General features: G+C 37.4%; 19 protein-coding genes and 3 pseudogenes. 6 read left to right on the forward strand and 16 right to left on the reverse strand.

The genetic code is table 11. The annotated features are described in order from the left end of the window. Positions 1–11: 11 nt before the first annotated feature. The 13 genes from eutJ to eutM all read right to left on the reverse strand — a co-directional run bounded on the left by eutJ (position 12) and on the right by eutM (position 10,786). On the reverse strand, positions 12–851 hold the full coding sequence (gene eutJ / locus H346_RS0104120) for an ethanolamine utilization protein EutJ (RefSeq protein ID WP_037562598.1): 840 nt from the start codon (positions 849–851) through the stop codon (positions 12–14). Beyond that, on the reverse strand, positions 832–1,482 hold the full coding sequence (locus H346_RS0104125; protein ID WP_027969975.1) for a hypothetical protein: 651 nt from the start codon (positions 1,480–1,482) through the stop codon (positions 832–834). Before H346_RS0104125 ends, eutJ begins: the two co-directional genes overlap by 20 nt. Before the next feature lie 52 nt (positions 1,483–1,534). Next, positions 1,535–2,665, reverse strand: a complete 1,131-nt coding sequence (locus H346_RS0104130) for a 1-propanol dehydrogenase PduQ (protein WP_027969976.1) — start codon at positions 2,663–2,665, stop codon at positions 1,535–1,537. After that, positions 2,662–3,111 (reverse strand): EutP/PduV family microcompartment system protein, encoded by a 450-nt coding sequence (locus H346_RS0104135; protein WP_027969977.1) that lies wholly within the window; start codon positions 3,109–3,111, stop codon positions 2,662–2,664. Before H346_RS0104135 ends, H346_RS0104130 begins: the two co-directional genes overlap by 4 nt. After that, positions 3,108–3,458, reverse strand: coding sequence for a BMC domain-containing protein (locus H346_RS0104140; RefSeq protein ID WP_027969978.1), 351 nt, complete (start codon positions 3,456–3,458; stop codon positions 3,108–3,110). Before H346_RS0104140 ends, H346_RS0104135 begins: the two co-directional genes overlap by 4 nt. A gap of 24 nt (positions 3,459–3,482) precedes the next feature. Next, positions 3,483–4,472, reverse strand: coding sequence for a choline TMA-lyase-activating enzyme (cutD, locus tag H346_RS0104145; protein WP_027969979.1), 990 nt, complete (start codon positions 4,470–4,472; stop codon positions 3,483–3,485). Between the two features lie 59 nt (positions 4,473–4,531). Beyond that, entirely contained in the window at positions 4,532–7,072 is a 2,541-nt protein-coding gene (gene cutC, locus H346_RS0104150; protein ID WP_027969980.1) for a choline trimethylamine-lyase, read from the reverse strand. Positions 7,073–7,167: 95 nt separating this feature from the next. Beyond that, positions 7,168–8,514: an aldehyde dehydrogenase family protein gene (locus tag H346_RS0104155; RefSeq protein WP_027969981.1), complete on the reverse strand. Its 1,347-nt coding sequence runs from the start codon at positions 8,512–8,514 to the stop codon at positions 7,168–7,170. A 15-nt stretch (positions 8,515–8,529) separates the two neighbouring features. Then, positions 8,530–8,859 carry a BMC domain-containing protein gene (locus tag H346_RS0104160; protein WP_027969982.1) on the reverse strand — a complete coding sequence of 110 codons (330 nt, stop codon included), beginning with the start codon at positions 8,857–8,859 and terminating at the stop codon, positions 8,530–8,532. 17 nt (positions 8,860–8,876) lie between these two features. After that, positions 8,877–9,173, reverse strand: a complete 297-nt coding sequence (locus tag H346_RS0104165) for a BMC domain-containing protein (RefSeq protein WP_027969983.1) — start codon at positions 9,171–9,173, stop codon at positions 8,877–8,879. Positions 9,174–9,188: 15 nt separating this feature from the next. Further along, positions 9,189–9,473 (reverse strand): hypothetical protein, encoded by a 285-nt coding sequence (locus tag H346_RS0104170; protein ID WP_027969984.1) that lies wholly within the window; start codon positions 9,471–9,473, stop codon positions 9,189–9,191. Positions 9,474–9,476: 3 nt separating this feature from the next. Continuing rightward, a complete protein-coding gene (locus H346_RS0104175) occupies positions 9,477–10,484 on the reverse strand; it encodes a DMT family transporter (RefSeq protein WP_027969985.1) in 1,008 nt (335 codons plus the stop codon). A gap of 23 nt (positions 10,485–10,507) precedes the next feature. Further along, a complete protein-coding gene (eutM, locus tag H346_RS0104180) occupies positions 10,508–10,786 on the reverse strand; it encodes an ethanolamine utilization microcompartment protein EutM (protein ID WP_027969986.1) in 279 nt (92 codons plus the stop codon). A 710-nt stretch (positions 10,787–11,496) separates the two neighbouring features. On the opposite strand from eutM, the pseudogene H346_RS10810 reads away from it, so the two are divergent. Beyond that, positions 11,497–11,787 (forward strand): annotated as a pseudogene (locus H346_RS10810) (transposase); the annotation flags it as partial. A gap of 21 nt (positions 11,788–11,808) precedes the next feature. Here the strand turns inward: H346_RS10810 and H346_RS10815 are convergent. Beyond that, positions 11,809–12,177 (reverse strand): annotated as a pseudogene (locus H346_RS10815) (sigma-70 family RNA polymerase sigma factor); the annotation flags it as partial. Between the two features lie 80 nt (positions 12,178–12,257). Next, a pseudogene (locus H346_RS11025) lies at positions 12,258–12,560 on the reverse strand (IS3 family transposase); the annotation flags it as partial. A gap of 136 nt (positions 12,561–12,696) precedes the next feature. Here H346_RS11025 and H346_RS0104195 point away from each other — a divergent pair. The 5 genes from H346_RS0104195 (at position 12,697) to H346_RS0104220 (ending at position 18,413) form a co-directional block, all read left to right on the forward strand. Beyond that, positions 12,697–13,802, forward strand: a protein-coding gene (locus H346_RS0104195; protein ID WP_156888843.1) for an IS3 family transposase whose coding sequence is annotated in 2 segments (ribosomal slippage) — positions 12,697–12,973 and positions 12,973–13,802 — 1,107 coding nt in all. Because the reading frame shifts where the segments join, the coding sequence is not laid out codon by codon here. Positions 13,803–14,009: 207 nt separating this feature from the next. Then, positions 14,010–14,858, forward strand: a complete 849-nt coding sequence (locus H346_RS0104200; RefSeq protein WP_027969989.1) for a helix-turn-helix domain-containing protein — start codon at positions 14,010–14,012, stop codon at positions 14,856–14,858. Between the two features lie 245 nt (positions 14,859–15,103). After that, on the forward strand, positions 15,104–15,238 hold the full coding sequence (locus H346_RS10925; protein ID WP_279614478.1) for a hypothetical protein: 135 nt from the start codon (positions 15,104–15,106) through the stop codon (positions 15,236–15,238). A 2-nt stretch (positions 15,239–15,240) separates the two neighbouring features. Next, positions 15,241–17,196 carry a class III lanthionine synthetase LanKC N-terminal domain-containing protein gene (locus H346_RS0104215; RefSeq protein ID WP_051188351.1) on the forward strand — a complete coding sequence of 652 codons (1,956 nt, stop codon included), beginning with the start codon at positions 15,241–15,243 and terminating at the stop codon, positions 17,194–17,196. Continuing rightward, positions 17,193–18,413, forward strand: coding sequence for an MFS transporter (locus H346_RS0104220; protein ID WP_027969991.1), 1,221 nt, complete (start codon positions 17,193–17,195; stop codon positions 18,411–18,413). The genes H346_RS0104215 and H346_RS0104220 overlap by 4 nt, the downstream gene beginning before the upstream one ends. Before the next feature lie 78 nt (positions 18,414–18,491). Here H346_RS0104220 and H346_RS0104225 read toward each other — a convergent pair. Continuing rightward, a partial coding sequence (locus tag H346_RS0104225) for an integrase core domain-containing protein (protein WP_027969992.1) occupies positions 18,492–18,907 on the reverse strand: 416 nt, incomplete at its 5' end.

An 18,907-nucleotide genomic window follows, 5' to 3' on the forward strand; every position in this document is an offset into this window, starting at 1 on the left:
CGCCCTCTTTTCTAATAGATAATGTCCTGACTACAATTCATCGCAATGCCAATTGGTGTCACAAACATTGGATTTTTCGGTTTGATGGTTTTGATTTTAGTTTCCTTTTCAATGATTGTCTCGATTCCTGGCAAACAGCTTGTGCCACCTACCAGATAAATCACATCAACATCCATCCCCTCCAGGCTCCGTTTGATAATAGAGGCTACCTTTTCAATGACAGGTTTCAACACACTAAGCAACTCTTTGTGGTGCTTTGGATCTCGTTTGTAAGCATCTGCTTCATCAAAGCCAAGTTTGTAAGCTCCCGCAACGACAAGTGAAAAATGAGTTCCACCAGTCGCTTCATCAACTGACTTCATCACTTTTCCATCTTTCAAGATTGAAATCCCTGTCGTACCACCGCCAATATCCACAATCGCTCCATTTTGAAGCCCAACAATGGTATTTGCCGCTGTTGGTTCATCCAAGAGAGCAGTCAATTCAAAGCCTGCGCCCTGGACTACATTTTTGATTGCTCCGCCATCTAATGTATCTGTCCCCGGTGGAATAGCTGCTGCTGCAAAAAGCAATTCTGCACCTAGTTGCTCTTCGAGTGATTCTTTCAACTCTCGAACAATCCGGATGGCTCCAATATAATCTACTACCATCCCATCTTTAATGACAGAGGCAGGTCGGTGCGCTCCAGCTACAATATTTTTTTCTTGGTCCAAAACAACTAGAACAATATAGGCCGTTCCTAAATCCACACCCGTCAAATAAATATCGCTAGTTCCCTTGATAGGCCTGACTTCTACGCTTTCAAATTCTTCAACGTATTGATCACAGGTTTTAGGTAACTGTTGTAGCATCATTGGTCGCTTCCTCTCTTATCTGTAAATAATGGGCAATAACTTGACCAAGCCGATAGAGTAACGCCAGAAACTTTTCTTCTTTTTGAAGTTTCAAGTCATCTATCACTTTTTCTAAATGAAAATAAAGGGGATACAATTTTACAAGTATCTGACCATTATTGGACTGGAGAAACATTCCAACATTAGACAAGTTTCCGTGAATAAAGGATCTATCTACTCTTTCAGTCGAAATCCTTCCACGACAAATAGGGGGTAAGACAGCTTCTCCTTCTGCAAGAATGGTTGCCAGATAGCGTTCTAAGGCATTTAGTTCTTGAGCTAATGGTAAGTCTCTCCCCACAACTTCATAGGCTGTTTGTAAAAACTCACAACGAATATCCAACCAGACTGGATGAGATAACCAGCTCGTATCCAATAGTCCAGAGGAAGTAGAAACTTCCTCTTTTTGAACATACGGTTTCAATTTCCCCCGTAATTTGACTTCATTTTCATCCACAATTTTTATCTTGCGGTCTAAAAGAAACGTACGTGCACCGGGTGTTAATCGCTGTTCTTTTTTTATGGTAAAGGTTTCAAATGGAAATTGATGATACTCGACACGCAAATCATCTTCGGTTAAAAATTTCATAAAAAAACTTCTTTCTTAACGACTTCAGATGATTCCTTCAAGTTTCCATTCCCTACAAGGCTCGATAAATAGCCTCGAGATCCTCGATGGTAACAGCACGTGGATTGCCAACTGTACAAGCGTCAGCAAGTGCACGTTTTGCCATTTCAGGAATCATTTTTTCAAATTCATGACGATTAATGCCCAAGTCCTCAATCGTCATTGGCATGTTCATCTGTTTTGCCAATCGTATGATGGCATATATCAGAGCCCGAACCCCTTGTTTTGGAGTTGAGCCATATAGACCGAGCATTCGAGCTGCCTGAGCATAGCGCTTTGCAACAGCAGTTTCTTCTTGTTCTTCTAAAGAAGCATTGAAGGAAATCACATGAGGCAACAGCATGGTGTTAATCCTACCATGTGGAGAATGGAAGAAGGCACCAAGTGCATGAGAAAGGCTGTGACAAATTCCTAGCCCTGCATTGTTGAATGCAATCCCAGAAATTGCTGAAGCATTATGCATTTTTTCACGTGCAAACTGATTGCCCCCATTTTTATATGCCTCAAAGAGAAATTGATAGGCTAGGGTGATGGATTTCTCAGCACAGGCATCGGAAAAATCAGTAGCACCATTGGCGACATAAGCCTCTAAACCATGCGTCAGAACGTCCATCCCGGCATCTGCCGTGACTCCAGATGGGACTGTCATGGTAAAGTAGGTATCCAAGATAGCTACATCTGGGACCATCGACTCATCAATAATGACAAATTTTTCATTTTTACTAGGATCTGAAATCACTGCAAAAGCTGTATTTTCACTACCACTACCACTCGTTGTCGGAATTGCAATCATTTGTGGCTTGGTCACTTTTTCGGATTCAGTATATACTTTTAACATTGCTTTGGTAGAGTCAATGGCTGAGCCACCACCCAAAGCAATGACTAAATCAGGTTTGAAGTTTTTAATTTCTGAAATACTTTCAGCAATCACTTCAATCGTAGGATTTGGAACAATTTTTGAAAAGACTTTTGTCTCCGCACCTGCTTTTTTTAATTCCTGCAAAACGGCATCCACCATATGATTTTGGTCTATATAGGGATCACAGATAATGTAGGCTTTCTTTGCAGATAACTTGGAAAGCTCTTCAGTAGAATGATGTCCTATCACAAATTTAGGTCCTACACTAAACGCTTTTGTTTTCATATCATTCCTTCTTTGATTCGGTTCATTATATGTAAGAATTGTTGGCATTGCTTATCGTTACTTAAATCTAGTTCTTGAATCACATCCACCTTAGTCTCTTTAAATTCTCTTCTACATTGCCCAACTCCTACACGGTTATCTTCATTTTTAGTATATAAAATGATACCGATAGTGGGAATGTGAAATGCTTTGGCAAAATTTGGAGAATAAATAGGGAAAGATCTCGAAGCAGATAAGATCATTAGGACAGCGCTTGCATTTTGCTGTGTCGAAATGATATGTTTCATCATTCCAGCCCCTCTTAGATAGGAACTTGGTATCTGAATCGTTTTATCCAAATAAAGCACTGAACAAACATGAGGAAGATTTTCTGTTCCCTCAAGCAATTCGATTATTTTTTCCTTCTCCTTGTCATTTGGACCAATAACCATTATTCTTTTTTTCATGATTGCGTCACATTTACAACTGAAAAACCCAGTTGTTCTTCAAAGTACACCAAGATGGATTGTAGGGCTGTTTGCACACTCTGTACATCTCCACTAAATATTACTGAACCCGTAAAGCGATCAACAAAACAAATACCAACACTAGCTGATTTCCCAGCTATATCTGCTGCAATAATAGCGGTCTCATAAGGAGTTAAGGCAAGAATCCCAATGGCTCCCGACTCGTCAACACCTAAACTTTGGTACACAGACCGGATAGGTGCAGCAATCATATGAGCCAAGGTAATCTGTTTGCCAGGAACGGATTCTTGAATAATCCGATCAATCTTTCCTATTCCTTCAATCAAGACTGCACCTCCTTTTCATGTAGATTAGTGTTTCACAACTGTCACTGGAAAATCATAGGTCATAATATAGGATTCAATCCTATCCAAATCATATTGACTAAGTGAAGGATCACCTTCAATTTTGTATTCGAGCCCCAGTTGATGGTATTTATTTACCCCTAACTTATGATAGGGTAATAGGTCAATACCACGGAAACTACTATACTCCTTATAGGGAAGGAGAAATTCAATAATGGCTTTAATTTCCTCTTGGCTATCATTAATCCCTTTTAACATAGGCATGCGGATTTTGATATTATGCCCTGATTCAATAACATACTTTAGATTGGTGAGGATTCGTTCGTTCCCAACCCCCGTCCATTCATTGTGTTTTTTCGAATCCATATGCTTCATATCAAACAAGAAGAGATCTACATAAGGCGCTACTGCTTGAAAAACCTTATTTGGTACGTGACCTGCTGTCTCAATAGCGGTATTCAGACCATCTTGCTTACAAGCCTGCAGTAAGGCAATGGCTCCTTCTGGCTGAGCTAGACATTCACCACCTGACAAAGTTACTCCCCCACCTGACATATCATAAAAGGCATCGTCTTCATGAATGATGGACATGAGCTCAGAAATCGTTTTGGATTCTCCCGCAACAGTTAGAGCACCTTCAGGACACCCCTTAATATCTTCTTTCGTTGGAAGACCTTTTTTGTATTTACGAATATCAATCGGATGCTCCCTGTCAGCATAATCAAAAGGACTAGGGCTTTCTGGACGTTTATATGAGAAGCAAATCTGACCTAGCGGACAAGTTGTTGCACAGGAACTATATGGTTTACATAAACTTTCCTTGTACATCACATTTGAACCAAATTCCAGTCCTTCTGGATTGGCGCACCACTTACACCGCATCGGACATCCTTTGAAAAACACAATTGTTCTGATACCAGGACCATCATAAAGATTATATTTTTGGACATTGAATACATTGATCCGCGTCTCGTGTTTTTTCTTCTGCATTCCCATCACTACTTCCTTACCATCTGCCCATCACCATTACATGGTTGTAAGCAAAATTTTCATTACTAAAGCTTTGTCAATACCGTGCGTGAAATAATTTCATCCTGGACATCTTTACACAATTCTACGAAGAAAGCACTGTAACCTGCCACACGTACAATCAAATCACGGTAATTTTCTGGATGTTTTTGCGCATCAATTAAGGTTGCATTATCCAAATAGTTGAACTGCATTTCACCATTTCCAAGGATACTTGCTGTACGCAAAAGAGTAATCAAGCTTTCTTCTCCCTGAGGTGTATCAAGCAGACCTGACATAATCTTGAAGTTGTGTACCAAACCGATGTTCATGTTTTCATTTGCCATCTTAGATACAGACTTGATAATAGCTGTTGGTCCTTTGACATCCATACCGTGGTCTGGTGAGATACCATCTGACAATGGTTTCCAAGCACGACGACCCGAAGCTGATGCACCTGTAATTTGTCCCAACGGTGTATTATTTGAAATAGACAGGGTACCATGGCTCAATACAGAGTAAAGTGTCCGGTATTTACGGTGTTCTTCTTCTGTAAATTCAATGATGTCTGCTGCAAAACTATCTACGTAATCATCATCATTACCATATTTTGGTGCTGCAAGACAGTCTGCTTTAATTTGGTCATAACCTTCAAAATCGGCTATTAATGCTGTATTCAATTCTTCTAATGTATATCTCTTGTCTTCAAAGACCAGTTTCTTAATAGCGGCCATGGAGTCTGCGTAGTTGGCAAGTCCTGACCAGACAACACCTGGACCAAAGTTATACATCGCACCACCAGATTTGACGTCACTACCATGTTCCATTGTTCCTTCGTACATCATAGACATCAATGGTACTGGGGCTAATTCACGATGAACACGTTGTGAAATAACGGTCATCACCGATGTCCATTTTGTCACATACTTAATCGTATCTTTGACTGCTGTTTCAAATTCTTCGAACGTTTTGTATTGATGTAGTGGCCCCATATCTGGTGTAACAGGTTTACCGTACCAGAGTGGTACACCACGGTTTAGTGTTGTTTCAATCAAGATTGGCCATTGTGTATAAGATGTTGAAGTCCATTGATAGAGACGACCAGATTTTTGTGGTTCTACACAGCCCATAAGGCAGTAGTCACGCGCATCTTCCATTGACACTCCCTTAGCCAACATCATTTTGATATGGGTATCATCAAAGTGACAAGCTGGAAAACCTAGACCTGCACGTACAACATCAACAATCTTTTGTAGATATTTACGTGGGGATTTGTTGTTAATACGAGTTGCCAAAGTAGGTTGGTAAACCTTGACATGGCGAATAGCATCCATCAACAAGTAGGTCAAATCATTTGTTGCATCACTACCTGTACGCGTCACACCACCTACACACATATTGACAAATGGTTGGTAACCAGCGAAAAATTTCGAAGAACCTTCTGATGTTAACCACATCATCTCAGACATCTTAATAAACATAGAGCCTGCAATTTCAAAGGCTTGGAAGTCATTCATACGACCTTCTTCAATATCCTTCTTGTAAAATGGATACATGTATTGGTCCACACGACCGATAGACAATCCTGTTTGATTTTCTTCACATAGCAACAAGTGTTGGATAGTAACCAAGTACTGCATTGCTTCCCAGAACGTTTCCGGTTTATGAGCTGGAACATTGGCATTCACCTGTGAAATCATTTCCAATTCTGACTTACGTTTTAGATCTGTTTCTTTGCTTGCTAATTGCGCTGCATAATCTGACATTCGTTTAGCATAAATGATGACACCTTCCGCTGTTAAAATTTGTCCCTTATAGAAATAAATTTTATCAAGGTCACCTGGATTGCCGTAGTCTAACCCTTCTAAATGCGCTTTGGCTTCTTCAATAATATCCAGCATCCCCTTTTTCATACCAACCACATCATAACCTGGGTTGGAATCGCCACCACCAGACTGTGCATGGTAAGAACAATCTGAAACAAAGGATTCACCTGATAATTCCCAAGCCCCTGCTTCGCGGTATTGTGATTCACACGCTTCATCAACAGATTTGCCAGTCCAGTATGGGAAGATTTCTTCTATCAATATTTTTTTGTCTTCTGCTGACAAATCATATGGATCTTGCGAACGAGTTGAAACAGTGTCCAATTCATCACGAAGCCATCGCCAAGAAATATCCGGTGAGAAAGCACCCCAACGCGCACCACCATTTGGTGCACCAACCAATAATTCATGGTCTTGAATCACCAAAGGAGCAATTTTACAGAATTCTTTGAAAGCTGTCCCACGAAGAACGGCTTTTGGCATTCCTTCATTTTCCTTTGAAACACGTGTCAAATTAGTAGCACGGATTAACGAAATCGTTGGACGAGCTTTTAAGTATTGATTTTTCAAAGCTTGCAAACGTGGGGTGATACCTTCTGGTAGCTCTGTCCCTTCACTTACAAGTACTGGTGCTACTTTGACTTCTGGTTTTTGAACGTCTTCTGAAACACTTTGGAAAATCTTAACGAGTGAGGCACGTTCTGTTTCACTTAATTGTTTGGTAGCCTCTTTTAATTTGGCTGTAAATTCATTCATATCCATATGGATTCTTTCCTCTCTTTCAACTAAAGTTAGCAGACTGTTCTATTTTGAGAGCAACCCAATTTGCCGAAATTCTTCATTCTTTTCTGTTCCTTTCACTCAAATCCAACTTGACGAGTATATGTGAGATGTCTTGGAGTAATATTTTCTGAGCGGTAGCCACGTCCTGTGGTAATCCCTCCCAATACCAGTGACGGTGCAAAACTTGATTTCACACCAGTCGCCGTAAATGCTGTTGGCGCATTGACCACGATTCGTCCGACCGCTTTCACCACAGCAAATTCTTTGATAATTTTCCAGTCAGCCGAATGAATAGTCAGGGTATGCCCCATTCTCAACTCAGATAAGATGTTCATGCATTTGACACAGGCAAGTGTCCAGTCCGGTTCTCGATAAAGGATGATAATTGGACAAAGTAATTTTTTATTGAAAAAGTCTTCATCGTTCATGTATTCTTGTACTGATACCAGTACTTGTGTATCTTCTGGAACGGTAAAACCCGCCATTTTAGCTAGCCATTTAGCAGATTGACCATTATAATTAGTGATAACATTCTTTTCAGATATCTTTAAAAATGTCACCAACTTCTCCGTATTATCTTCTGTCAAAATATAGCCTCCATTGGTCTCCATTAACCATTTTATACGGTCTGCAATGACAGTTTCTGTTACAAGAAATTGCTCTGAACCTGGTAAAATCCCATTATCAAAACTTCTTGAGTAAATGACATCCTTGACGGCTTTCTCCAAGTCTGCTGTGCGTTCAATAAAAACTGGACCAGAAGACTCCCCACCATAAATAAGAGGAATATTGGTTCGAAAGTCCTTATTGATGTACTCAGGGCAGCCGATATTGATCAGCAAGGAGAGTTTGTTACTTAGGAGCAACTCGGAAATTCCGGCATCATTAGCCATCTCAGCTAAGCTCAACCCACCCTCAGGATAGCCTAGGTCAGTTAGAAAATCTAGTAACTGATTGATAGCTTCTATCGTCGATGGTTTTGTCAGTTTATTGGCAACAAGTACCATAGAATTCCCAGATTTAAGAGCTAATAACAACAGATTAACAAGTAAAGTATAAGTCGGGTAGGCGGGTAGCAATACTGCTACAATCCCTAATGGGACGCCAATCTCAATGACCTTTTCCTGACTGCTCCCTCCAATCATACCTGTGTAGGTTTCTTGCTGGATGGTCTCCTCAAACCGTTTTAGAAACTCTTGGCAAAGAAAGAGTTCATCTTCCTCTTTGGCATATTGGTTTTTTACCACAAAATCTCTGATACTGCTGGCTCCATCTTGCTGCAATTTCCGAATGAGCGCTTCACTATACTTATCTAAGTCAGCTTGAGTTAATTTTTGTAATTGAGCAAAAGCAGTTTGAGCATTCAAAAGTAAATTGCGGATTTCTTGGATGGATGCTAAATCTTTGTCAATATACAACATACTCTACACACTTTCTTAGGATTGAACTTCAGGTTCTGGACTTTCTGGTAATAAAACAGACAATGAGTAACGATCAATAATCTTACGAAGGTCTTCGTGCGGTCCAGGAATAACAACTCGACTATATACCTCAGCCCCCATTGCTTCAACTGCACGTACACCTGCTTCTACAGCTGTATTACAAGCTTCCGTTTCACCTTGAACGATGACAGAGATATAACCAGAAGCTACATTTTCATAGCCAACAACGTCAACTTCAGAGGCTTTAACCATAGCGTCTGCTGCTTCTAATGCAAAGACTAAACCAAATGTTTCGATTGCCCCAATTGCTTGATATCTTTTCACGGTATTCTCCTTTACGCCTAATTATCAATATCATGTACTGACACAATATCACCTACAGTTGGAATTGGTCTTGGCATCACATTGTGAGCTGTCAATTTCCCAATTGCTGCGGCAGCTGCAGCACCCGCTTCAACAGCGGCACGAACAGCAGCTACATCACCTACAACCATGACGGTTACGAGAGTTGATCCGACATTTTCATAGGACACCAGTTTGACATCACTTGCCTTCAGCATCTTATCACATGCTTCCATGGCCGGTACCAGTCCTAGAGTTTCAACTAAGCCTAAGGCTTGTCCACCATAATATCTCATTGATAATTCCTCCGATTATCTTTTATATTCTGCTGCAATATATTTGTTGACAGCATCTAAGCCATCAGATTTGATTTTGTAGAAGATTCTCAGTTTTTGCTGTTCATCTAAATCATATCCTACTTGTTCCACATATCCATTACATTCTAGAGACATCAAGTGTTCAAGAAAAAGCGGCACTGTGAACTGTTTTTCAGTACCATATTGGGATTTCAATGCGTCCATTACTTGCTGAACATCAGCCTTTTCTACGGTACTCATATAATTCAAAACAGCTGTTCTTGCTGGTAAAAGTCCCATCTCTTATACCTCGCTCTTTCTAAATAAGTCCAATGGATTTGTTGTTACGATAATTGCTCCCAAAATAACAATAATCGAACCAATTGTAATCGTTGGCGTCAATGCTTGTCCCAAGAAAAGAATGCTGAAGAATACTCCCCAGAAAGCATAGGTAATATTTAGAGACATCCCAATTGCAGTACCAACCATGGCATTTGATTTATACCAAGTGGTGTAAGAAATACCAACTAAGGTTCCAGATACTAACAAGAGAAGCATTGGGAGTGGAGCTACAATCAATTTTGCAAACAGACCAGTTGCCCCTACCATCGGTACGACAATAATCATTTGAATCAGTCCAGATACGATTTGACGAAGGGTTACTGCGACCTCTGAGTCTAGCATTGCGCCACCAAAACTAGAAATACAACCTTCAAGACCCCAACAAACCGCTGCGAAAATAGCTAAAAGAATCCCCAATGTAAAGTTTGAAGCTCCCTCTGGTTTGACCAAATTTAAGATAACGGCACCTGCAACACAAAGAATCATGCCTATTCCAACACGAGGAGTAATTTTCTGTTTTAAAAAAACCGCTGCAAACAGTGCTCCGAAAGCAGCTGTTGTAGCAGATACTGGAATAGCAAAGGCGCCCGCAAGTGACAAACCAACAAGGTAGGCCCCATTCGCAATTGGACCACCCAAGACAAAACCTAAAAGCATTATTTTTCCAGGCTTGGTTGCTAAACTTCTTCCCAATTCTTTAAATTTACCTGTACGAATGACATTAATAAGAAGAACACAACCTCCAAGAAAGTCATTCAATCCCCCCATAACAAAGGGAGCTGCAAAAATTCCTACTGCTGATTTTATCGGGTCAAACCCACTAATAATCATCACCACAAAGGAATACAAACCATAAAACAAGCCCGAAATAATCCCGCTTCGAATCCCAATCGCATGGAATTTCTTGGTCACCTCGACCATTTGTTGATGAGCTGATACTTGACTTCCATTATTCATATTTTGTCCCATGGAAAAACCACTCCTTCTTCACTCTATTTTTTCACTGGTAAAATGGTTTCCACTTCTGTATGAGGACGTGGAATAACATGGACAGAGATAAGTTCACCAATCCGTTGTGCAGCTGCTGCTCCTGCATCTGTTGATGCCTTAACCGCTCCCACATCTCCTCGAACCAAAACCGTAACAAGTCCACCACCAACTAGTTCCTTTCCGACCAAAGTCACATTGGCTGCCTTGACCATTGCGTCAGCTGCTTCAATAGCCCCGACTAAACCTTTTGTTTCAATCATTCCTAATGCTTCAGAACTCATGATACAAACCTCCTTTATAAAATTTATTTTTTTGAATAAACTTATGATAGATTTAGTAGCGATAAACAAGGATGTCCTTTCGATATTTTTATATTTACCGATTATCAAATCTTCATTGCGTTTTTATTGTAAGCCTTTCCATTGCGATAAAGTCAATATCTTTTAAAAAAATATTTTTTGTGAATTTACTTACAAATAGACGTTTTTTTATCAAATTTTTTCTAATGAACGATTATATGGACAGAATATTCTGGATTATTATCTGTTTTTATGTTTATCAAACTCTTCCCTCAGGGCTAACTTTACCTTCTTCCATTTTTCTATCAAAAAAGTCTTTCGACTTCTCAGACTAAATACAAAATTCTAGGAATTACAGTTCCTATAGGCTTTTCCTACCATTTGTAACGCTTGCCCTTTTACCAAGCTGTCCCCAATCTAAGCATCATTAAAAGCTGCTCACTCATCGTATTTAGAAGGATGCCTTGGACATTTGCGAAGCAATCCGTCATCGAAAGATAAAAGGATACATAAGAAACAGATTGAGTGATTATTCGATACCGCAAAAGAGTACCACAAGTTACGCTACACACGATTAGCGATAAAAGCGATTACATAAAGTAGACAGGATTTATAAATTATCCTACACTGAAGAAAAAAAATTCATGTCTAGAAAATCACATCGCCACTTCACAGATGACTTTAAATAACAAATTGTTGATCTTCACCATTCAGGTAAAAAACGAAGCGAGATTATCAAAGAGTATGATCTGACACCATCGACTGATGATAAGTAGATGAGACAAACTTAGAACGACTAAGCAACATGAACTGATTGAACTCAGAAAGCGAAATAAAGAGTTAGAACTGAACGTTAACTTCTTAAAGCAAGCTGCAATGATTATGGTATAAAAAGGGAAGTCATTACTACTAACAAAGGGAAATACCATATTTCTGCCATATGCTATTTCTTGAAAACACCTCATTCTAGCTATGATTATCAAAAATTTGTCCATCCTATTAATTATCAAATTTTTAAAATTCTTTAACTTCCCAAGAATTTTATTTCTTCTCTTGATTAAAGTCGAGTGTGTCATGCTTTTTACCTTTGCTACCAAACGAAGCGTTTCATCATTAGTTTTGGTATAACAGTTCTAAGTACTTCAATCATCATCTGTGTTTCAACAATCTTTTCCACATCAATACTTTCAGCGACTATATTTTCTACAAAATATCCATCATGACCTATCTGAGAAAAAAGAGCAAGTGATTTTTTCTGCCCACCTGCTCTCTAAACACTTCTCATCTTCTTTTTCTCGCCAGTAGACTTCTATATATCTGCTCGGTGACTTTAATCTTCTGCCCTCTGACATAAAGTAATATTCTTTTGACATTTTCTTTCCTCCATCCTCTTTCTGTCTGCTTGTTTTCAAACAAAAAAGGAGGACTCCTGTATCTTGGCATAAGAAGTCCTCTAAAACGAAAGAAATTCACTCTTTCTATAGAAAATATTTAATTTGTCAACACAATCTGAGAATTCCTCAATTGATATAAAGCAAATATAAAAAAATACAGACATTGGCACTGCCCCCAATAGTGAGTCACAAGAAAAACACTGATATGAGCCCTGTTTCCTGTACTCCACGGGAGACAGGTCATTTAATTTCCGTTGAATTCTAGTTTTATTATAAAATGTGATATAGTTTTTGACAATATTTGTTATACTATCTTTATTGGGATTTCTCCAGTTATGGAGATAAAAGGTTTCAGACTTTAGGACGGAATGGAATCATTCAATACAGGCATTATCTGCAGGTGTTCCTTTGCGGGACATAGAGCGGGTAATGTGAATCGGTTACACTAAACTAGACAGATTTTATGAAGTGTTCTACACTAAAGAAACAGGAGAAATTATGTCTAGAAAAATACGTCGCCACTTCACCGATGACTTTAAGCAACAAATCGTTGACCTTCACAATGCAGGGATGAAACGAAGTGAGCTTGTCAAAGAATATGAGTTAACCCCATCAACCTTCGATAAGTGGGTATGTCAGGCAAAAACAACTGGTTCCTTTAAAACTATTGATAATCTTACAGATGAGCAGCGTGAGCTGATTGAACTCCGAAAGCGTAATAAAGAACTCGAAATGCAGCTAGATATCCTAAAGCAAGCGGCGGTGATTATGGCACGAAAAGAGAAGTAATCACTGCTAACAAAGACAAATATAGCATTTCAGCCATGTGTCGTTGGTTTAAGATTCCTCGTTCTAGCTATTACTACAAGGCTGTTAAACCAGTCTCTGAAGCGGAACTTGAAGAAAATATCAAAGCTATTTTTCTCGAAAGTAAGGCCAGATACGGGGCTAGGAAAATCAAGAAATGTCTAGAAAATGAAGGCATCAAACTATCTCACCGTCGAATTCGTCGCATCATGAACAGACTCAACCTAGTATCCGTTTATCAAAAAGCAGCCTTCAAACCGCATACCAAAGGGAAAAATGAAGCACCGATTCCAAACCACTTAGCCAGACAGTTTGAACAAGAAAAGCCATTGGAAACTATTGTGACCGACTTGACTTATGTTTGGGTGGGTAATCGTTGGACCTATGTTTGCCTCATCATAGACCTCTTTAATCGTGAGATTATCGGTTTGTCAGTGGGATGGAACAAGACAGCTGACTTAGTTAAACAGGCCCTTCAAAGCATTCCGTATGCCCTGACTAAGGTCAAACTCTTTCATTCGGATCGAGGGAAAGAGTTTGACAATCAGCTGATTGATGAGATTCTAGAAGCTTTTGGTATTACTCGCTCACTCAGTCAAGCTGGCTGCCCATATGACAATGCCATTGCTGAGAGCACCTACCGTGCTTTCAAACTTGAATTTGTCCACCAAGAGTCATTTCGCTCACTGGAAGAATTATCTCTGAAAACCAAAGATTACGTCTACTGGTGGAACTATCATCGCATTCACGGTAGTCTCAACTACCAAACACCAATGACCAAACGATTAACCACTTAGAAAAAGCAATTTATAAATTTTGTACAGAAAAGTAGTGCCTTTTCAGTACGAATAAATATTTGTTCAATCATCTAAAAATACTAATTATATTTTTTCTTTTAGTAAGGTTTACTGAATGGGATTGATATCTGAGTAAATCAACTCTGTTTCAATGATATATACTTAAATTTATGCTATACTATTTGAATAAAAGCAAAAAGGAAATGTATGCAAAATTTAGGTTTAATTTTTAAAAAAATTCGGGAGTCCAGAGGAATTTCCTTATCAGATGCGACGGGAGGTGAGTTTTCCGTGTCCATGTTATCTAGGTTTGAAAACGGAAAATCTGAAATGTCAGCTGAAAAACTCAGAACATGCCTAAGTAATATTTATCTGGGCATGGCTGACTTTGAATTCTTTGTGTCAGAATTTCAACCCACAGAGTTTGCAATTTTGCAAAACAAAATAAAAGAATATAGCCAACCATTTCAAAAGAAAGCATTATTAAAACTCTTGATGGAGCAAGAAGAATTCTGTCGTAAAGGTAAAAAATACCAGTTCTATAAACTGAATAGTATATGGATTAAGTCAATTATTTCTTTTTTTGATGAGGAATATGAAATTCCAAAATCTGATATTGAGTTTCTAGTGAATTATCTTTTTTCAACAGATTTTTGGGCCCGTTATGAGTTAGTAATTTTTGCAGATACTAGCCACCTCTTCTCTAGTCGAATTTATCTAAGTTATTGTCGCGAAATGTTAACAAGATCAATCTTTTTTGGTCAGGATTTTATCAATCAAAACCTCATTCATACTGTACTCGTCAACGGTCTTTTTCATGCTGTTTCTGCCCAAGATTTTTTTGAAGCAAGTCAATTTGAGTTTTTATTAAATACTTACTTTTCAGAGACTAGGGATGCATATATGCGAATTGTTGAGAAAATCGCTAGAGGCTATCACCAAAAAGAGATCGGAAATGAAGAAGGTAAAATCGAAATTGAGAAAGGAATTGATTTTTTTCAACAACTTGGTTATCATAACGAGGCGAATTATTTTAGAAAATCGTTTTCTTCATGATTTTGCTTATATTCAAAAAAAGGGGACTGTTCCCTTTTTTTGATATCATACAAACATAAAATAGAAAGGAGAAGTACTATGACGGCATTTATCAGCGATTTAAGTCGTCTGCCTATTCAATATGGGTTAGAAATTTACTCACCAGGTTGTAAAATTACAACAAATGCTTGCTGATTTTAACAATCAAAGGTAGACAGTTCAATAAATTATTGTCTACCTTTCTTTTATGTTACAGGAGAATTATAATGGAAGTTAATACTAAAGCTTGTATAATTAATGGAAAAAAATATAAAGAGTTTAGAGGACAATTATCTCAATTAAAAGAAATTGAAAATAACCAAAATAAAAACTTTATTTTTTATAAAATAGAAAAGAGGTAGTCGTGGGAAAAGAAAATATTTACTCGTTTCATAATATTTTTCCTGATGAACTTCCTCTTTTTGGCTATAAAATACATCTTTCTGCAACCATAAAAAACTATAAGGAGATTTCTGAGATTGTTAGACCCTTCTTAGATAAAAATCTTATTGCTTACAAATATATAAAGAAACAAAAAGATATTATTGATAATTTCTCTGTCAAAGAAACACCTGCTGAATCCGGAAAATATATTACGATATATCCGAAAAATCATCAAAATTTTTTGGATCTCTTAGAGCAGTTATATTATTTAATACCTATTGAATATGATGCAATATACATTATGAATGATAGACCATATCGTGATTCAAAAGTTATTTTCTACAGATTTGGCACTATCAAGTTGGATGTAAAACACATGGAAGAAGGGATTCCAACTTTGATAGGTCCTGACCAAGAAAAATGGCAAGATTTCCAAAAAAGTTACTATGATTTACCTAGTTGGATAGAAGATATCCAACCCGAGAACCTTATTCAAGAGAGCTACTTATCAAGAAACTACTTAGTAACAAGTATTTTAGCTGATAATAACGGTGGCAACGTGTATTCTGGAAGGTCTTTAAAGTGTGGAAATTCAGTGGTAATTAAAGAATCACGTCCAAATATTATCTATTTTGACAATGTTTATAAGAGTGATTTGAGAAAAATAGAGTATGAACACAGTAAAAACATAAAAAAATATATTGCTAAGCCAATTGAGCACGTTAAAGAATGGATAAATGACTATTATGTTTATGAAGAAATTAAAGGTGAAGATTTTTACGAATATGCAAAGAAACTAACTATATTCTCCTATTCAAGTTTATCAGAACACAGTAAAAAATTAAACTTACATAAATTTAGACAATTCTTTTCCTTAATAATTAGAGTTCTATATATGGTTCGGTATTTTCACGAGCGGGATATTGTGCTACACGACATACATCCTAATAACATTAGAGTTGGTGAAGACTCTGAACTTTACTTTGTTGACCTTGAGCATGTCTATAACTATAAAGAGAATCCACTTGTTGGCATATATAATGAAATTTCTTTAAAAAAATGGAATACAATAGATGGAAAAGTTTCTGATTGCCATAAGGTTGGAAATCTCTTATTATTTGTATTGGCAAAATTACAGATAAAGGATGAGCTTGATAATGAATGCGAATTATTGGAGCTCCTTTTAAATAATTATGGAATATCATCAAATATTTCATTATTAATAGACTACCTCTTTTCTGAAAAAGCCAATATCAATGATGCAATTGAGATAGCCTCAAACGTAGTTATAGATCCTTTTAAAGCTTCTTTCAAATTAAAAGATGTAAAGGAGATTAACATTGAAACAAGGATCGAAGAAAAAAAATTGCTAATAAGAGCTCAGGAGCTATCCAACAATACTATTTTATATAAAGAAAGTATTAAAACACTAAATTTTGACCATTTTAAATACCTTATTCATTCAGAAGCAAGTTATGGTTTAGAGGGAATTTTAGGTAAATTAATTTTTAACCAGCATTCTTTACCTAAAGAATGGTTTGAATATAGTCTCAACTATGTCAATAAGCAACTGATTACTAATACAGAAAGTTTGTTTTTACCTATAGGTAAAAACAAACTTTCTCCATACTTTAATAATGGAAATGCTGGATTAATAAAGTTTCTCATCCATGTGGACCATGTGAAATACGAAGAATTGATACTCAAATTAGCTCAAGGATTGAAATTTGAATTTGCTCAGTTTCCAAGTTATAATTTTGGAATGTTAGGTATTGCTGATGCGTTACTTGATGTCTACCAATTATATTCAAAAGATGAGTATCTTGAATTTATAGAAAAATTGTTACTAAATTCATCTTTCTTTTTACGTTTCAATCGTATAAAGTTGTCTGACTTCTATCCTGTGTGGAAGCGGTACATGGAGGTAATAATATGAAGCTGATTAGATCTAATCGATTTTACAGATGGTCACTTGTAGCTAATTTTTTGACACAGTTTGGTTCAGCACTATATAATATTGTTTTTGTCATCTATGTAGCTACAACTTTTAACTCCAAGCTATTAATCAGCTTAGCTAATATAATTATAATGGTACCAGTTCTCTTTCAACTCTGGATTGCCCAAAAGGCAGATGAGACTAAAGAAAAGGCGAATTGGATTGTGAGAATTGGGTGGATTCAAGGGTTATTTTTCCTAATTATAGCAGGGTTAACTGGACAAGTTACTTACTTTGCTTTTTCTGTTATTTGTTTATTGAATGTTCTAACAGACTGTTTAGCGAGCTATCATAGTAATTTATTTATGCCAATGATTAGTCATCAAATCCCGTCTGACGAACTAGTTACTGCGTACTCGGGTTTTAACATCGTTGCTTACTTATGTGCCATAGGTGGTCAAATATTAGGTGTTTGGTTATTAAGTTTTACACATCAAAATTTTTCTCTTATTGCAATCATCAATGCTATAAGTTTTATACTTTCGGCTGCATTACTTTATTTTATTAGAAACGATTTAAAACATGACCCGGTAATTCCACAGAAAAAACATAGTTTTTTAAAAAAAATAAACAATACCTACCAACTAGCTAGGATGACATTTTCCGAAAATGGTGACATTTCTTTTACTAGCTTGTTTGTAAGTTTGGTTATTTTCAATGTTCTAAGTTCTTCTGTTTTACCCATTTTGAATATCTTTTATATGAATCACCAGCTTTTTAAATTTTCATACGCAGATACCATTTTATTCATGCAAATGACAGGTATAGTTTGTGCGTTAGTTGGAAATTCAAGACCCAAAGGCCTTTTTGCAGAAAAATCGCTTTCCTTTATACTAAAACTTCAGATGATAATCATTGTCTTTATAGGGTTAGCAGGAATTTTACAGTTACCCTCAATTACTATTATCCTATTGTACGGTTTTGTCTCCTATCTAACAGGAAAATTTAATCCAAAAATAAATGCATTCTGGGCAAAACATATTCCAGAAAGTCAGTTAGCTCAAGTCCGATCACTCATTTCCACCATTGTCATGATAGCGCTGCCCACAGGAACAGCTATCTTCTCTGGACTGTCAGTTTATAATCTTACATTAACTTGGATCATCTATCTTATTCTTTCAATCATCCCCAGTTTTATTGTTTTCATTAAGATGTGATAGTAGTAACAGTTTAGTATCTACAATAAATAGTGAAAAGGCACCACTTTTCTGTACAAAATTTATAAATTGCTTTTTCTAAGTGGTTAATCGTTTGGTCATGGGTGTTTGGTAATTGAGACTACCGTGAATGCGATGATAGTTCCACCAGTAGACGTAATCTTTGGTTTTCAGAGATAATTCTTCCAGTGAGCGAAATGACTCTTGGTGGACAAATTCAAGTTTGAAAGCACGGTAGGTGCTCTCAGCAATGGCATTGTCATATGGGCAGCCAGCTTGACTGAGTGAGCGAGTAATACCAAAAGCTTCCAGAATCTCACCAATCAGCTGATTGTCAAACTCTTTCCCTCGATCCGAATGAAAGAGTTTGACCTTAGTCAGGGCATACGGAATGCTTTGAAGGGCCTGTTTAACTAAGTCAGCTGTCTTGTTCCATCCCACTGACAAACCGATAATCTCACGATTAAAGAGGTCTATGATGAGGCAAACATAGG

Origin of the sequence: Streptococcus castoreus DSM 17536, assembly GCF_000425025.1 — a bacterium.
Classification (GTDB): domain Bacteria; phylum Bacillota; class Bacilli; order Lactobacillales; family Streptococcaceae; genus Streptococcus; species Streptococcus castoreus.

Bases quoted from the DNA above. Each gene is read 5' to 3' on its own strand.
- H346_RS10925 (WP_279614478.1), top strand. From the start codon at position 15,104: ATGGAAGTTAATACTAAAGCTTGTATAATTAATGGAAAAAAATATAAA.
- H346_RS0104200 (WP_027969989.1), top strand. From the start codon at position 14,010: ATGCAAAATTTAGGTTTAATTTTTAAAAAAATTCGGGAGTCCAGAGGA.
- H346_RS0104135 (WP_027969977.1), bottom strand. From the start codon at position 3,111: ATGAAAAAAAGAATAATGGTTATTGGTCCAAATGACAAGGAGAAGGAA.
- eutJ (WP_037562598.1), bottom strand. From the start codon at position 851: ATGCTACAACAGTTACCTAAAACCTGTGATCAATACGTTGAAGAATTT.
- H346_RS0104130 (WP_027969976.1), bottom strand. From the start codon at position 2,665: ATGAAAACAAAAGCGTTTAGTGTAGGACCTAAATTTGTGATAGGACAT.
- H346_RS0104170 (WP_027969984.1), bottom strand. From the start codon at position 9,473: ATGGGACTTTTACCAGCAAGAACAGCTGTTTTGAATTATATGAGTACC.
- H346_RS0104220 (WP_027969991.1), top strand. From the start codon at position 17,193: ATGAAGCTGATTAGATCTAATCGATTTTACAGATGGTCACTTGTAGCT.
- H346_RS0104155 (WP_027969981.1), bottom strand. From the start codon at position 8,514: ATGTTGTATATTGACAAAGATTTAGCATCCATCCAAGAAATCCGCAAT.
- H346_RS0104165 (WP_027969983.1), bottom strand. From the start codon at position 9,173: ATGAGATATTATGGTGGACAAGCCTTAGGCTTAGTTGAAACTCTAGGA.
- eutM (WP_027969986.1), bottom strand. From the start codon at position 10,786: ATGAGTTCTGAAGCATTAGGAATGATTGAAACAAAAGGTTTAGTCGGG.
- H346_RS0104175 (WP_027969985.1), bottom strand. From the start codon at position 10,484: ATGGGACAAAATATGAATAATGGAAGTCAAGTATCAGCTCATCAACAA.
- cutD (WP_027969979.1), bottom strand. From the start codon at position 4,472: ATGGGAATGCAGAAGAAAAAACACGAGACGCGGATCAATGTATTCAAT.
- cutC (WP_027969980.1), bottom strand. From the start codon at position 7,072: ATGGATATGAATGAATTTACAGCCAAATTAAAAGAGGCTACCAAACAA.
- H346_RS0104125 (WP_027969975.1), bottom strand. From the start codon at position 1,482: ATGAAATTTTTAACCGAAGATGATTTGCGTGTCGAGTATCATCAATTT.